The 16,156-nt window shown below is 39.3% G+C and carries 15 protein-coding genes and 2 rRNA genes; 15 read left to right on the plus strand and 2 right to left on the minus strand.

What is annotated here, in order from left to right:
* Nucleotides 1–256 precede the first annotated feature (256 nt).
* The 3 genes from MHB42_RS00295 to MHB42_RS00305 all read left to right on the plus strand — a co-directional run bounded on the left by MHB42_RS00295 (nt 257) and on the right by MHB42_RS00305 (nt 3,980).
* Nucleotides 257–3,185 (plus strand): 23S ribosomal RNA (locus MHB42_RS00295).
* 101 nt (nt 3,186–3,286) lie between these two features.
* Nucleotides 3,287–3,402 (plus strand): 5S ribosomal RNA (gene rrf / locus MHB42_RS00300).
* 143 nt (nt 3,403–3,545) lie between these two features.
* A complete protein-coding gene (locus MHB42_RS00305) occupies nt 3,546–3,980 on the plus strand; it encodes an SRPBCC domain-containing protein (RefSeq protein ID WP_340803754.1) in 435 nt (144 codons plus the stop codon).
* Nucleotides 3,981–4,127: 147 nt separating this feature from the next.
* On the opposite strand, the gene MHB42_RS00310 is transcribed toward MHB42_RS00305, so the two are convergent.
* Complete coding sequence (locus MHB42_RS00310) at nt 4,128–4,616, minus strand: amino acid oxidase (protein WP_340803756.1); 489 nt, start codon at nt 4,614–4,616, stop codon at nt 4,128–4,130.
* Between the two features lie 321 nt (nt 4,617–4,937).
* On the opposite strand from MHB42_RS00310, the gene MHB42_RS00315 reads away from it, so the two are divergent.
* The 10 genes from MHB42_RS00315 (at nt 4,938) to rsmI (ending at nt 12,266) form a co-directional block, all read left to right on the plus strand.
* Nucleotides 4,938–6,371: an aminotransferase class I/II-fold pyridoxal phosphate-dependent enzyme gene (locus MHB42_RS00315; RefSeq protein ID WP_340803757.1), complete on the plus strand. Its 1,434-nt coding sequence runs from the start codon at nt 4,938–4,940 to the stop codon at nt 6,369–6,371.
* 16 nt (nt 6,372–6,387) lie between these two features.
* Nucleotides 6,388–7,017, plus strand: a complete 630-nt coding sequence (gene tmk / locus MHB42_RS00320) for a dTMP kinase (protein ID WP_340803758.1) — start codon at nt 6,388–6,390, stop codon at nt 7,015–7,017.
* 115 nt (nt 7,018–7,132) lie between these two features.
* Nucleotides 7,133–7,462: a cyclic-di-AMP receptor gene (locus MHB42_RS00325; protein WP_340803759.1), complete on the plus strand. Its 330-nt coding sequence runs from the start codon at nt 7,133–7,135 to the stop codon at nt 7,460–7,462.
* Nucleotides 7,463–7,575: 113 nt separating this feature from the next.
* Entirely contained in the window at nt 7,576–8,016 is a 441-nt protein-coding gene (locus tag MHB42_RS00330; RefSeq protein WP_340803760.1) for a YaaR family protein, read from the plus strand.
* A 121-nt stretch (nt 8,017–8,137) separates the two neighbouring features.
* Nucleotides 8,138–9,142, plus strand: coding sequence for a DNA polymerase III subunit delta' (gene holB / locus MHB42_RS00335; RefSeq protein WP_340803762.1), 1,005 nt, complete (start codon nt 8,138–8,140; stop codon nt 9,140–9,142).
* Nucleotides 9,135–9,950 (plus strand): PSP1 domain-containing protein, encoded by an 816-nt coding sequence (locus MHB42_RS00340; protein ID WP_340803763.1) that lies wholly within the window; start codon nt 9,135–9,137, stop codon nt 9,948–9,950. Before holB ends, MHB42_RS00340 begins: the two co-directional genes overlap by 8 nt.
* A 27-nt stretch (nt 9,951–9,977) precedes the next feature.
* The gene (gene yabA / locus MHB42_RS00345; protein WP_274795146.1) at nt 9,978–10,334 is read left to right on the plus strand and encodes a DNA replication initiation control protein YabA; all 357 of its coding nucleotides are present in this window, start codon (nt 9,978–9,980) and stop codon (nt 10,332–10,334) included.
* Nucleotides 10,335–10,397: 63 nt separating this feature from the next.
* Nucleotides 10,398–11,147 (plus strand): tRNA1(Val) (adenine(37)-N6)-methyltransferase, encoded by a 750-nt coding sequence (locus MHB42_RS00350; protein ID WP_340803765.1) that lies wholly within the window; start codon nt 10,398–10,400, stop codon nt 11,145–11,147.
* Nucleotides 11,131–11,391, plus strand: a complete 261-nt coding sequence (locus MHB42_RS00355) for a GIY-YIG nuclease family protein (RefSeq protein ID WP_340803766.1) — start codon at nt 11,131–11,133, stop codon at nt 11,389–11,391. Before MHB42_RS00350 ends, MHB42_RS00355 begins: the two co-directional genes overlap by 17 nt.
* A complete protein-coding gene (gene rsmI / locus MHB42_RS00360) occupies nt 11,391–12,266 on the plus strand; it encodes a 16S rRNA (cytidine(1402)-2'-O)-methyltransferase (RefSeq protein WP_340808498.1) in 876 nt (291 codons plus the stop codon). Before MHB42_RS00355 ends, rsmI begins: the two co-directional genes overlap by 1 nt.
* Before the next feature lie 163 nt (nt 12,267–12,429).
* Here the strand turns inward: rsmI and MHB42_RS00365 are convergent, their stop codons facing one another.
* Nucleotides 12,430–12,708: an AbrB/MazE/SpoVT family DNA-binding domain-containing protein gene (locus tag MHB42_RS00365; RefSeq protein ID WP_340803767.1), complete on the minus strand. Its 279-nt coding sequence runs from the start codon at nt 12,706–12,708 to the stop codon at nt 12,430–12,432.
* A 348-nt stretch (nt 12,709–13,056) separates the two neighbouring features.
* Between MHB42_RS00365 and metG the strand changes: the two genes are divergently transcribed.
* Both metG and MHB42_RS00375 read left to right on the plus strand, forming a co-directional pair.
* Entirely contained in the window at nt 13,057–15,033 is a 1,977-nt protein-coding gene (gene metG / locus MHB42_RS00370; protein ID WP_340803768.1) for a methionine--tRNA ligase, read from the plus strand.
* 253 nt (nt 15,034–15,286) lie between these two features.
* The gene (locus tag MHB42_RS00375; RefSeq protein WP_340803770.1) at nt 15,287–16,057 is read left to right on the plus strand and encodes a TatD family hydrolase; all 771 of its coding nucleotides are present in this window, start codon (nt 15,287–15,289) and stop codon (nt 16,055–16,057) included.
* The last annotated feature ends 99 nt before the right edge of the window (nt 16,058–16,156 follow it).

Here is a 16,156-nt window from a genome sequence, read left to right on the forward strand (position 1 = left end):
CTTCAAAATCATGTACTCCTGTTATTCTCAACAATAGAAGCAGGTAGTAGCTTTGTTCTTTGAAAACTGGATAAAACGACATTGAAATTGTAACAAACACATTTATTTTTTAAGTTTTTTAGGCTTAATAATTTAAGGGTTTTGAGATACGAGTTAGACAAGGAAGCGATTGAGTGAGTAAAGGAGCGTACCTCTGTACGTGACTGAGCGAGCGAATGAAGCTGACGCTGGATAACGATGTATATCGAAAGCCGACGGTTAAGTTATTAAGGGCGCACGGCGAATGCCTTGGCACTAGGAGCCGAAGAAGGACGGCACTAACACCGATATGCTTCGGGGAGCTGTAAGTGAGCTTTGATCCGGAGATTTCCGAATGGGGGAACCCACTACGTTTAATGGCGTAGTATCTTGACGTGAATACATAGCGTCTTGAAGGCAGACCCAGGGAACTGAAACATCTAAGTACCTGGAGGAAGAGAAAGAAAAATCGATTCCCTGAGTAGCGGCGAGCGAAACGGGAAGAGCCCAAACCAAGAGGCTTGCCTCTTGGGGTTGTAGGACACTCTATACGGAGTTACAAAAGAGCGAGTTAGATGAAGCGACTTGGAAAGGTCCGCCAGAGCAGGTAATAGCCCTGTAGTCGAAAGTTCGTTCTCTCCTGAGTGGATCCTGAGTACGGCGGAACACGTGAAATTCCGTCGGAATCCGGGAGGACCATCTCCCAAGGCTAAATACTACCTAGTGACCGATAGTGAACCAGTACCGTGAGGGAAAGGTGAAAAGCACCCCGGGAGGGGAGTGAAAGAGAACCTGAAACCGTGTGCCTACAAGTAGTTAGAGCCCGTTCATGGGTGATAGCGTGCCTTTTGTAGAATGAACCGGCGAGTTACGATTACGTGCAAGGTTAAGCTGTAGAAGGCGGAGCCGCAGCGAAAGCGAGTCTGAATAGGGCGAAGTAGTACGTGGTCGTAGACCCGAAACCAGGTGATCTACCCATGTCCAGGGTGAAGGTAAGGTAACACTTACTGGAGGCCCGAACCCACGCACGTTGAAAAGTGCGGGGATGAGGTGTGGGTAGCGGAGAAATTCCAATCGAACTTGGAGATAGCTGGTTCTCTCCGAAATAGCTTTAGGGCTAGCCTCGTGATGAGAATACTGGAGGTAGAGCACTGTTTGGACTAGGGGGCCATCCCGGTTTACCGAATTCAGACAAACTCCGAATGCCAGATATTTATACACGGGAGTCAGACTGCGAGTGATAAGATCCGTAGTCAAAAGGGAAACAGCCCAGACCACCAGCTAAGGTCCCAAAGTAATCGTTAAGTGGAAAAGGATGTGGCGTTGCACAGACAACCAGGATGTTGGCTTAGAAGCAGCCATCATTTAAAGAGTGCGTAATAGCTCACTGGTCGAGTGACGCTGCGCCGAAAATGTATCGGGGCTAAACGATTCACCGAAGCTGTGGATTGACATCTACGATGTCAGTGGTAGGAGAGCGTTCTAAGGGCGTTGAAGTCAGACCGGAAGGACTGGTGGAGCGCTTAGAAGTGAGAATGCCGGTATGAGTAGCGAAAGACGGGTGAGAATCCCGTCCACCGTATGACTAAGGTTTCCTGAGGAAGGCTCGTCCGCTCAGGGTTAGTCGGGACCTAAGCCGAGGCCGATAGGCGTAGGCGATGGACAACAGGTTGATATTCCTGTACCACCTCCTCACCGTTTGAGAAATGGGGGGACGCAGGAGGATAGGGTAAGCGCGCTGTTGGAAATGCGCGTCCAAGCAGTAAGGCGTGTGTGTAGGCAAATCCGCACACTGTAACGCCAAGCTGTGATGGCGAGTCCGTATGGACGAAGTTCCTGATTTCACACTGCCAAGAAAAGCCTCTATCGAGGTGAGAGGTGCCCGTACCGCAAACCGACACAGGTAGTCGAGGAGAGAATCCTAAGGTGTGCGAGAGAACTCTCGTTAAGGAACTCGGCAAAATGACCCCGTAACTTCGGGAGAAGGGGTGCTCTGTTAGGGTGAAAGCCCGAGAGAGCCGCAGTGAATAGGCCCAGGCGACTGTTTAGCAAAAACACAGGTCTCTGCAAAACCGTAAGGTGACGTATAGGGGCTGACGCCTGCCCGGTGCTGGAAGGTTAAGAGGAGTGGTTAGCGCAAGCGAAGCTACGAATTGAAGCCCCAGTAAACGGCGGCCGTAACTATAACGGTCCTAAGGTAGCGAAATTCCTTGTCGGGTAAGTTCCGACCCGCACGAAAGGCGTAACGATCTGGGCACTGTCTCAACGAGAGACTCGGTGAAATTATAGTACCTGTGAAGATGCAGGTTACCCGCGACAGGACGGAAAGACCCCGTGGAGCTTTACTGTAGCCTGATATTGAATTTTGGTACAACTTGTACAGGATAGGTAGGAGCCAGAGATCTCGGAGCGCCAGCTTCGAAGGAGGCGTCGGTGGGATACTACCCTGGTTGTATTGAAATTCTAACCCATGCCCCTTAGCGGGGCAGGAGACAGTGTCAGGCGGACAGTTTGACTGGGGCGGTCGCCTCCTAAAAGGTAACGGAGGCGCCCAAAGGTTCCCTCAGAATGGTTGGAAATCATTCGTAGAGTGTAAAGGCACAAGGGAGCTTGACTGCGAGACCGACAAGTCGAGCAGGGTCGAAAGACGGGCTTAGTGATCCGGTGGTTCCGCATGGAAGGGCCATCGCTCAACGGATAAAAGCTACCCCGGGGATAACAGGCTTATCTCCCCCAAGAGTCCACATCGACGGGGAGGTTTGGCACCTCGATGTCGGCTCATCGCATCCTGGGGCTGTAGTCGGTCCCAAGGGTTGGGCTGTTCGCCCATTAAAGCGGTACGCGAGCTGGGTTCAGAACGTCGTGAGACAGTTCGGTCCCTATCCGTCGTGGGCGTAGGAAATTTGAGAGGAGCTGTCCTTAGTACGAGAGGACCGGGATGGACACACCGCTGGTGTACCAGTTGTCTTGCCAAAGGCATCGCTGGGTAGCTATGTGTGGACGGGATAAGTGCTGAAAGCATCTAAGCATGAAGCCCCCCTCAAGATGAGATTTCCCATTACGCAAGTAAGTAAGATCCCTCAAAGACGATGAGGTAGATAGGTTCGAGGTGGAAGTGTGGCGACACATGGAGCTGACGAATACTAATCGATCGAGGACTTAACCAAAACCAGTTTGACGCAATTCAATGCCCGTTTATCCAGTTTTGAAAGAATAATTCTTTCAACCAAAAGAGAGCTTCAAGCTACAAATTGAAGGTCAAATATAGTCTAGTGATAATGGCAAAGAGGTCACACCCGTTCCCATCCCGAACACGGAAGTTAAGCTCTTTCGCGCCGATGGTAGTTGGGGGCTTCCCCCTGTGAGAGTAGGACATCGCTAGGCAATCTATATAGAAAAGCAGTTAGCGTTTAGCTGACTGCTTTTTTTGCGTATCTATTATAAAAAACAAAACCATATTTATTTATAAACCTATGAAATGTTAGACTTTAATGGAATGACATGAACATAGAGAGGGGAGAAATAAATTGGCAACTGGGGAATATCGTGAGGAAATTTATATTGAACAAGAAAAACTACAGGAATTTATTCAAAATAAAGAGGAATGGGCAGTTTTAATACCGGGTTATTTGCATCATGAATTTCCTAATGATCAAGATATGATATGGGTCTTTCAAGGCGACTTTGGCCTTATTCAAAAGGCGGTAAAAGTAGAGCTTAAGGTGAAACCATCACAACCATATCAGGTCCTATTTGACATAGTAGGCTTATCAGATCCGATAAATGGTGATGGATCATTTGAAATCAAAGAAAATGAAAATCATTCATGCCAGCTGATTGGCAGCTTAACAATGAAGGCTAGCGGTTTTTTAGCAGGAATAATGAACCCAGTGTTAGAAAAGTTTGTACCACAATTAGTTGAGCAATTAGTAAAAGAAATGGCTATTAAAGCAGCAAAGTAATGATTTTATTTAATAAGCCAACTATAATAAATTATAGCTCGATGCCTTTTGTAAAAGGCCCAGTTTAATTTGATTGTTGTTTTCCTCCAGCTAAAAGCGTATTCAAAAATTTTTGAATGCGCTAGTTTATACATAAAAAATCTACCTTTATAACGTTTCAATCTTTTGAAAAATCTCTTTGTAAAGAATATCTAATTCTTTTTCATCTTTTAAATAGAAATACCAAGTATCTTCTCTATTTGCATTGTTGTTAGGTAAATAAATTGTTGTATGGGAACCGTTATTTAATGATTCCCAATGAGCGGTTTCATAGGTAATCCCTTCTCTTGTAAATGGAAAATGACGTTTGGTTGAATCCAAAAAAATAATAGGTATTTTAGAATTATCATAAACTTGAGCAAATCTATCATCTGATGCTTCTTCAAACATCATTGGTGTTATCATAACAGCATCAAAATTCAATGTACCTTCACTAAATTCATCTAATGTAATTGGTTCGAAATGAATTTTTTCGTTATTTAATTCAGGAATATCACCAACAACAGCAATTTTTAAAGGTGTTCCATCATATTTAACTTCATTGTTTGAACACGCCCCTAATAATAACAAGCCTACTATTAATAAAATTTTTTTCAAATTTATTCTCCTCTTTTTCGTCACGCTATCTTTTTATGAACTAATTATATATTAGCATTCTATAAATATTCCTAGAAACCTTGTTATGCTATCATTTTATTTATTGGGTATAAGCGGTTTTCCACTGCAAATGCACGAATGCAATGTTTATCAAAGTCAAGTGAATCCGAGAAATTAAACAACGTCAAATACCACTGTAGCAACTCCTTTAAAACGCATTATCCCCTTTTATGATTAGATGATTTATTGAATAGAGAAGGGAGAGCTTTGTTATCGCGTTATAATCTCGTATAATTATAAAGAAGAATATAACGAAAATAGGTGTTTGGTTTGCAAAAGAAAAGGCCAATTGTAGAAGGATTAGAGCATTTTCGACAACAACAAAATATTTCTTTTCATGTGCCAGGGCATAAGCATGGTGAGTTATCCCAGCTTCCACAGGCATTTAAAGATGTGATGCGTTATGATGTCACGGAATTATCAGGGTTGGATGATTTACATTACCCTGAGGAAATGATATTCGAAGCAGAAAATTTATTGGCAAAGACATATGGAGCCATGAAGAGCTTCTTTTTAGTTGGGGGCTCTACGGTTGGTAATTTAGCAATGATTTATGCAACTTGTCAGGCAGGGGATACAATTATTGTGCAACGCAATGCGCATAAATCTATTTTTCATGCGATTGAGCTTGTTGGTGCAAAGCCTATATTTGTGTCACCACAATGGGACGAGCGCACATTAACAGCTACATATGTTAGTTATAGAAATTTAAAGGAAGTCATTGAGCGCTATGCAGAGGCGAAAGCAGTTATCCTAACATATCCTACTTATTATGGGGTGGCTTCACCTGATATACAACAGCAAATTGCTTATTGTCATGAAAAAGGAATTCCTGTATTGGTGGATGAGGCACATGGTGCACATTTCAATGCTTGTACTTTATTTCAGCCATCTGCTTTATCGCTTGGGGCTGATGTTGTTGTACAATCGGCACATAAAACATTACCTGCTATGACAATGGCATCCTTTATGCATGTTAACTCACAATTCATCGATGCGGATCGGATCCATTATTATTTACGCATGCTGCAATCTAGCAGTCCATCCTATCTATTATTAGCTTCATTAGATGATGCACGTCACTATGTACAGACATATCTAGAGAGTGATGGGGCATATATAATAGAAAAAAGAAATCAATGGATTGAAGCGTTACGATCAATTGGTTCATTAGAAGTTATTGAGGTAGATGACCCTCTTAAATTGTTGCTACGTGTTGATGGCTATAGTGGTTTTCAATTACAGCAAGCATTGGAGAAGCAGCATGTTTATGGAGAGCTGGCTGATGCACATCAGGTGTTACTGATGCTCCCTTTGCTAAAGCAAGGGCATAACTATCCATTTGCAGAAATTCGCGTGCGCATAAAGGATGCTGTCACGATGCTTGTTGATACAGCAAAAACAACTAATAAAGCAGCTTGGCAAACAGCCTATCAGTTTACACCAATTACTGAGCCTGTGTATACATTTAATGAGATTGCCTCATTAACTAAAGAGTGGTTACCTTATATGCGTACAATTGGGCGAATTGCAGCAAGTATGGTCATTCCATATCCGCCGGGTATTCCATTACTTGTTCCTGGGGAGAAAATAACGGTGGCAAAGCTGAGCCAGTTAGAGGAATTACTAGCAGTAGGTGCTACATTTCAGGGGCAACATCGTTTAACAGAGAAAATGATTCAGGTCATTAAATAGTTGGAGGCAAAACAGCATGAATAGCAATTTATTTATTACATTTGAAGGTCCAGAGGGTGCTGGTAAAACAACCATTATTGAAAAAATAACAGAGCGACTTGCACAGGCAAATATTGATGTGTTAGCAACAAGAGAACCAGGTGGCATTGAAATTGCAGAAAAAATAAGAACGATTATTTTAAATCCTGCACATACGGCTATGGATGAGCGAACAGAAGCATTGCTATATGCGGCAGCAAGAAGTCAGCACTATTTTGAAAAAGTTCGTCCTGCTTTAGATGCTGGAAAGCTGGTAATATGTGATCGCTTTATTGATTCATCATTAGCTTATCAAGGTTATGCAAGAGGGATAGGCATTAATGAGGTGCTTGCCATTAATGAGTTTGCAATCGGTAAGAAGCTACCTGATGTAACAATTTTATTTGATCTTGCACCAGAGGTTGGCTTAGCACGTATTCATGCAACTGGCAGTCGTGAGGTAAATCGTTTAGATGTTGAAAGTTTAGCATTTCATCAAAAGGTACGTGAAGGCTATTTACAACTTGTGGAGCAGTATCCAGAGCGTATACGTGTGGTGAATGCAGAGCAAGCTATTGAGGATGTTATTGAAGATGTATGGTCATTATTATTAGAAGCAATGCAGTAAATGCATGAAGTTGTCTTCAAAATTGTGATATAATGATATTATCCATTATTATATCTATGTCAACATGTTTAGATAAAGTCGATTTAGATGAATTTTATAAAAGGGGTGAGTGCGAATGAAGTTAGTCGTAGCTGTAGTACAAGATCAGGATAGCGGCCGGTTATCGAATGCTTTAACGAAAAATCAGTTTCGTGCAACTAAATTAGCGAGCACAGGAGGATTTTTACGTTCTGGAAATACGACGTTTCTTATAGGAACTGAAGACTCTCTCATACCCAAACTATTAGATATAATTCGGGACAATTGTCGAGCACGAGAGCAAATGGTTGCACCAGTTTCTCCATTAGGTGGGAATGCTGACTCCTATATCCCTTATCCAGTAGAGGTAGAGGTGGGAGGAGCCACTGTTTTTGTTTTACCAATTGAACAATTCCATCATTTTTAAGGTAGTAAAGATTTGAATATGAGGCTGATTGCTGCAAAGCCTTCAGCCTACTTTATAATCCTGACGCAATTATGCTAAGGAGAAATTGATACAGATGGTGGGGCGAATCCAACTTGAAAATTAATCAAGATATACGTGTTGGGGTAAATACCAGTCATAAAGAGCCACTACAAAATAATAATCAAAATAACCGATTTGGAGATCTGGTTGTTAAGCAAGGGTCGAAGCTGGAAACAGAGCAATTAACACGTTTACTAGGCGATATTTCTACTGCGGGTGATCGTGTTGCAAGATCACGTAATTTACGAGAGCTTGCTAGGTTTAAAATGCTTGTAAAACGCTTTCTCCAAGAAACGGTAGAGCATGGTATGGAGTTGAAGCAATCACATACATGGAATCGCTTTGGTGAGGGAAGACGCCTAAAAATTATTGACACGATTGATGCGCGTCTAGTGGAACTTGCTCAGGATATTTTAGATGAGGAAAAGGAAGCGATTGACCTGCTCGATAAAATCGGTGAGATTAAAGGCTTACTAATTAATTTATATATGTAAAACCCGTGTCTCATTGTTAAGATAGGCGCGGGCTTTTTTCAAGTATTGATTTGCAGCACTGCAATGTTTCTAGACAAAAGTGATAACACTTTAGGTATAGATACAGGAAGGAATTTACTATATGAGCAAGAATGTTGAAGAGCTATTCACGCTACAACCAGTCGTAATGAAGCAACTTCAAACGATTTTTGACAAAAATAGATTAGCACACGCATATATTTTTGACGGTGAAAAAGGGACAGGCAAGGCTGATATTATGCACTTTTTTGTCAAATTAATGCTATGTGAGCAACCAACTAACAATGTTCCATGTGAAACATGTCGAAATTGCAGACGTGTGGATTCGGGAAATCATCCGAATGTTCATCAAATTTATCCAGAAGGTCAGTTTATAAAAATTGATCAAATGCGGGAATTAATTGGAGAAATGAAGATGATGGGTGTTGAGGAAGGGCGTAAAATTTATGTGCTTCATCATGCAGACCGCCTTAATGTAGCCTCTGCTAATATGATACTTAAATTTTTAGAGGAGCCAGATGGAGAGGTCACTGCTATTTTATTAACAGAGCAAATGCAGTCCATTCTTCCAACTATCCGATCACGCTGTCAGCATATTAAATTTCAAAAATTGCCACGTCATGTTTTATTAAAGCATTTGCAGGACAACAATATTTCTTATGCAATGGCTTCAACAGTGAGCATGATGACAAATGAGCTCGAAATGGCTCTAACTTTAGCAAATAATGAGCAATTTGCACTTGCTCGAAAAACAGTGTTAAAATTAGTAGACGCCATTCAGCAAAATGTACATGAAGCAATGCTTATTGTATATGATGAGTGGTTGCCACATTTTAAAGAAAAGGGCGAGATGGAGCAAGCATTGGATTTATTACTATTTGCTTACCGTGATATAGTGTCAATAAAAGCTAATCCCGAAGCAGCTTGTACTTATCCAGACATGTTACCGCTATTTAAAGAAGCCGCTTTACATTCCACTTATGAAAAATTATCTAAGCAAATGGAAGCTATTTTACAGGCGCGTGCATCATTACAGCGTAACATGAATAGGACGTTATTGATGGAGCAGTTAATGCTAAATCTGCAGGAGGGATATACATTTGTATAATGTAGTAGGAGTCCGCTTTAAAAAGGCGGGTAAAATATATTATTTTGACCCAGCATCATTTCCACTAGAGGACAGTCAGTATGTGATTGTTGAAACCGCTCGCGGCATAGAGTATGGTAAAGTAGTTGTTCCTCAAAAAGTGGTAGGTGATAATGATGTTGTATTACCACTTAAACAAGTGCTTCGCCCAGCGGATGAGCGTGATCGTATACAGGTTGAGGAAAATGCAGCAGAATCAAAGCGTGCATTTGAACTAGCTAGTATGAAAATTATTGAGCATAAGCTAGAGATGAAGCTCGTAGATGTTGAATATACATTTGATCGTAATAAAATTATTTTTTACTTTACGGCTGAAGGACGAGTTGATTTTAGGGATCTTGTAAAAGATTTAGCTTCTGTTTTTAGAACACGTATTGAACTTCGTCAAATTGGTGTGCGTGATGAAGCAAAGCTATTAGGAGGCATTGGTCCATGTGGCCGAATGCTTTGCTGTTCTACATTTTTAGGCGATTTTGATCCTGTTTCTATTAAAATGGCGAAAGATCAAAACTTATCATTAAATCCTTCAAAAATATCAGGTCTTTGCGGTCGTTTAATGTGCTGCTTAAAGTATGAAAATGATGAATATGAAGAAGCAAAAGAGGGCATGCCAGATATTGGTGAAATTACAATGACACCAGATGGTCGTGGAAAAGTTATAGGTTTAAATGTGCTGGAAAGACTTATTCAAGTATATTTACAGGAGCAAGAGCGCACAGTGGAGTATACACTAGAAGAACTGCTAGCATGCGAAAAAAATCTTATATAAGATAGAGAATTTAACGAGGTGGCTTGGGTGAAGGACCGTAATTTCTTAGATACTGTTATGGAGTTCGAACAACAGCTCGAAGCAATGCAGGAGCAATTTGGTGCATTGAAACAATTTGTAGCGTTAATGATGGAAGAGCATAAGGCGCTTGAAACAGAAAATCATCATCTTCGTACACGACTAGAAGAACTACTTTCTAACACAAACTCCGTACAAGCTGCTGAAGTAAAGAAAGAGAGTCCACTAGATATTGGTGAGGGGTATGATAACCTAGCACGTTTATACCAAGAAGGCTTCCACGTTTGCCATGTTCATTTTGGAAGTTCACGTAAAGGTGAAGATTGTCTGTTTTGTCTATCATTTTTAAATAAACAAAATGCGTAACAGAAGGCTGATTCCCACTACGGTGGTATCAGTCTTTTATTTTGTAGAGTAGGAGGAGTATGCTTGGAAAAATGGCTAAAGGATGATGAACGTTTAGATTATTTACTGGCTGAGAATTTACGTATTATTCAAAGTCCCTCTGTTTTTTCGTTTTCATTAGATGCAGTGTTGCTTTCGAAATTTGTCACTATCCCGTATCATAAGGGAAAGATTGTTGATTTATGCTCAGGAAATGGTGTTATTCCACTCTTTTTAAGTGCACGTACAAAAGGACAAATTATAGGGGTGGAAATTCAGCCGCGTTTATTTGATATGGCAGAGAGAAGTATTAGCTATAACAAGCTAGAGGATCAAATTCACATGGTGCTTGGTGATGTAAAGGAAGTACCAAAGCAGCTAGGCATTGAAAAATTTGATGTTGTTACTTGTAATCCACCTTATTTCTTAGCGCACGAGGCAAGTGATAAAAATTTAAGTGAACATTATGCTATTGCCCGTCATGAATTATATTTAACATTAGAAGAGGCAATCCAATCGACGAGTAAATTGTTAAAGCAAGGTGGAAAGGCAGCATTTGTTCATCGGCCTGGTCGCTTATTAGATATTGTGACAGCCATGCGTGCTAATCGTTTGGAGCCAAAACGTATGCAGCTTGTGTACCCGAAAAAAGGAAAAGAAGCTAATACATTATTAATAGAAGGAATCAAGGATGGGAAGCCGGATTTAAAAATATTACCACCTTTGTATGTCTATAATGAGGATAATGAATATACAGCTGAAGTGAGAGAAATTCTTTATGGAAAAGAGCAATAGTCATTATTTCTATGTGTTAGAATGTGCTGATCAATCTTTGTACGCAGGCTATTCAAATAATGTTGAGAAGCGTGTAGCTGTACATAACGCTGGTAAAGGGGCAAAATATACAAGAGCTAGAGGACCAGTAAAATGTATTTATAAGGAAGCATTTGCAACAAAGCAGGAGGCCATGCGTGCTGAATATGCTTTTAAGCAATTAACAAGAGCACAAAAAATGAATTATATAAGGAGGGGTGAATGATGAAATCACAGAAAAGTACAATACACGATCAGACAGGTTGTTTATACCTAGTAGGAACACCTATTGGTAATCTAGAGGATATGAGTGTACGTGCACTTCGCATATTAAAAGAAGCTGATATTATCGCTGCTGAAGATACTAGAAATACAAAGAAGCTGTGTAACTACTTTGAAATCGAAACACCATTAATAAGCTACCATGAACATAATTTAGCAGTAGGAGGGGAAAAATTATTAGCCTTGCTACAGGAAGGAAAAACAATAGCATTGGTGAGTGATGCAGGCTTACCATGTATTTCTGATCCAGGTGCAGATATTGTTGAAAAAGCGATTGCTCAAAATTTCCCCGTTGTACCAATACCGGGTCCAAATGCAGCACTTTCTGCATTAATCGCCTCTGGATTAACGCCACAGCCATTTTTCTTTTATGGCTTTTTAAATAGAGGAAAAAAAGAGCGACGTCAGCAATTAGAGCAGTTAAAAAAACGCCAGGAAACCATTTTATTATATGAAGCGCCACATCGCTTAAAAGATACATTAAAGGATATGGAAGCGATTCTTGGCAATCGTCGCATTGTGTTAGCACGCGAACTTACAAAGAAATTTGAAGAATTTTTACGTGGTACATTGGCTGAAGCTGTAGAATGGGTTCAAACAGAGGAGATACGGGGCGAATTTTGTATTGTTTTAGAAGGAAATAGCAATGCTGAAGAGGAAAGTCAGGAAGAAGCCTACTGGCATTTAATGTCTGTTATTGAACATGTTGATTATTTGATGCATCAATCCAATAGTACATCGAAGGAAGCAATTAAAGAAGTGGCAAAACTGCGACAAGTGGCAAAACGAGATATTTACAATGAGTATCATAGTAACTAACAGTAAAGAGTTGCCTATATAGGTAGCTCTTTACTTTTGTATACAAAGGTCATTATAAGTAGTTTGTCATATGGGTATATTAAAATATATCGTAGTATTCTCTATAGAATGAAGCAAAAGAGAAAAACACCTAAACCACTGATTTGATTTAGGTGTAAAATGATTATTTTTTTAAGTTAGATTGAATTTCTTTTACTAACATTTCAGCGCCTTCTGGACTTAAAATTAATTTGCCTCCAACTAGACGAAGGTTATCATCTGAAACTTCACCAGTAACAGCACATGTCATATTAGGCATATATTTTTTTAAGATGATTTTATCATCATCCACATAGATTTCCAAAGCATCCTTTTCGGCAATACCTAGCGTACGGCGTAACTCGATAGGAATTACTACACGACCTAACTCATCGACTTTACGTACAATTCCTGTTGATTTCATAATAGTTTTCCTCCTAATTTATAAATGTTATATTGGTATTTCGTCAAATTTCGACATTTTTTCTTTGTCTGATAGTTATCATACCAAGTAATGCCATAAACGTCAATTAATTAATACACTAATATTATGATTTCTAAAAAATTTTTTAAGGAGAATGCATGATTTTTACTTATTTTAAAAGGTTTTTATTAAATATTTTTTTGACTAGTAAAAAGGATTCTTATTTAAGTCATTTAATGGATTAAATATATTATTCGACAATTTTCGCAATTGATAAACTTTCATTGAAACGAATTTCGTACTTCGTTAGAATAGAGAGTATATTGTAAAACAATGGAGGCAGTTCTTGTGAGTGAACAACATAAAACATTTTATATAACAACACCTATTTACTATCCAAGTGGGAAATTTCATATTGGTACGGCATATACAACGGTAGCATCTGATACAATGGCACGCTATAAACGTTTACGCGGCTATGATGTTCGTTTTTTAACAGGTATGGACGAGCATGGGCAAAAAATTCAAGAAAAAGCGGCTGAAGCGGGGAAACATCCTCAAGAATATGTAAATGAAATTGCAGATGCTGCGAAAAAGCTTTGGGCTTTAATGGATATTTCGTATGATGACTTTATTCAAACAACACAAGAAAGACATACAAAAGCTGTCGAAAAGATTTTTCAAAAGTTTTTAGACAATGGTGATATTTATAAAGGCGAATATGAGGGCTGGTATTGTACGCCATGTGAATCGTTCTTTACTGAAACGCAACTCGTTGATGGGAATTGCCCAGACTGTGGTCGTCCTGTACACAAAGTAAAAGAAGAGTCGTACTTCTTTAATATGAAGAAATACGCAGATCGTTTATTGGCTTATTATGAAGAGAATCTTGAATTTATTGAGCCAGAATCTCGAAAAAATGAAATGATTAATAATTTCATTAAACCAGGATTAGAAGACCTATCTGTATCAAGAACATCCTTTGATTGGGGAATTAAAGTACCTGGTGATCCAAAGCATGTTATTTATGTATGGGTGGATGCTTTAACAAACTATATTACATCTTTAGGTTATCTTTCAGAGGATGAAACATTATTCAACAAATATTGGCCAGCAGATGTGCATGTGGTAGGAAAAGATATTGTGCGCTTCCATACGATTTATTGGCCAATTTTCTTAATGGCATTAGATTTACCATTACCGAAAAAAGTATTTGCACATGGTTTTATTATGATGAAAGATGGGAAAATGTCTAAATCGAAGGGTAATGTTATTTATCCTGAAATGCTAATTGAGCGATATGGACTAGATGCGACACGTTATTTCCTTTTACGCGAATTACCATTTGGCGCTGATGGCGTATTTTCACCAGAATCATTTATTGAGCGTACAAATTTTGACCTTGCTAATGATTTAGGGAATTTATTAAACCGTACTATCTCAATGATTAATAAGTATTTCGATGGTGTGATTCCTACAGAAAATCTTGAACCGACAGAATTTGATGCAGCATTACAAGAGCAAGCAAAGTCGGTACGTATTAAATATGAAGAAAGTATGGAAAAAATGCAATTTAGTGTCGTACTGGCTGATTTATGGACGCTTGTATCACGAACAAATAAATATATAGATGAAACACAGCCTTGGGTATTAGCAAAAGAAGAGGCTGATAAACCAAAACTAGGCTCGGTTATGCGAAATTTGGCGGAAAGCTTACACCACATTGCTGTCATGTTACAACCATTTATGACAGCTACACCAAAACGTATCATCGATCAATTAGGACTGGATGACAAATTCTTAGCATGGGATACAATTGAAACATTCGGCAATACTATTCCAACAAACATTAAAGTGGTAGAAAAAGGCATACCTATTTTCCCTCGTTTAGAGAGCGAAGTTGAAATTGCCTATATTCGTGAGGAAATGCGTGGTTCTGTAAAGACACCTCAAGAGGAAGAAGTTAAAAAGACTTCAAAGGATAGGGAGATTCCAGAAATCCCTGAAATTACTATCGATGATTTTATGAAAATTGATTTGCGCGTAGCAACTGTTATAGCATGTGAGCCTGTTCCAAAAGCAGATAAATTATTAAAGCTTCAACTTGATTTAGGATACGAGCAACGCCAAGTAGTATCAGGGATTGCGAAATTCTATTCTCCTGATGAACTTATTGGTCAAAAGGTGGTTGTTGTAGCTAATTTAAAACCAGTTAAACTTCGAGGGGAATTATCTCAAGGAATGATTTTAGCTGGTGAAAAAGATGGAATTTTAAAATTAGCATCAGTAGACCAAAAACTTGAAAATGGCGCAAAAGTAAAGTAATAATGTAAAAAAAAGCCTGCTGAATAAAAAACATTCAGCAGGCTTTTCAAATCTGCGAGGAAATTGGTGGACTTATTATTTTGAGATAACTTATTTGTTGTGAAATCTATAATTTTATAGGTATATAGAACTAATATAGGTGCTAAACCTTAAGTGTAATGTCATAATAACAAATGGTTTGTAACAAAAATGTAATACTTATGAAAAATATGAAATAATAAATTTTAATAAAATCAAGGTTAGGTGAATGAAAATGTTTATAGATACTCATGTACACTTAAATGCAGATCAGTATGATGAAGACCTTCAAGAGGTGATTGATAGAGCTCTTGAAGCAAAAGTAGAAAAAATGGTTGTCATTGGTTTTGACCGTAAAACCATAGAAAGAACAATGCAATTGATTGAGCAGTATGATTTTATTTATGGTGTTATTGGCTGGCACCCAGTAGATGCCATTGATTGTACGCAAGAAGATTTAGAGTGGATTGAACAATTAGCATCACATCCAAAAATAGTTGGTATTGGTGAAACTGGCTTGGACTACTATTGGGATAAATCCCCAAAGGATGTTCAGCAAGCACTTTTCCGCAAACAAATTCAATTAGCGCAAAAGATTAATTTGCCAATCATTATTCATAACAGGGATGCAACAGGGGATGTTGTTCAAATTTTACGTGAAGAAAATGCAGCATCTGTTGGAGGTGTTATGCACTGCTTTAGCGGGAGTGTAGAAACAGCACGTGAATGTATAGCTATGAATTTTATGATTAGTCTTGGTGGGCCAGTAACATTTAAAAATGCACGTTTACCAAAGGAAGTGGCAATCGAAATACCTTTGGAGCACTTGATGATTGAAACAGATGCTCCATATTTAGCGCCACATCCATATCGCGGTAAGCGTAATGAGCCTGCTTTTGTGCCGCTAGTTGCAGAGGAAATTGCCCGTTTGAAAGAGTTGACAATCGAGGAAATTGCACAAGCCACAACGACCAATGCGAAAAATTTTTTTGGGATTGACAAGTAACTAGCTTAAATGCCTCCAATACTGGGTTTGTGGTTGGCAAAAACACAGAAGTCAATTTTCTGAGAAATACTTTCGGGTTGACAGTGCCAAAACTAGTCC

The organism is Lysinibacillus sp. FSL K6-0232, from assembly GCF_038008325.1.
Lineage (GTDB): Bacteria > Bacillota > Bacilli > Bacillales_A > Planococcaceae > Lysinibacillus.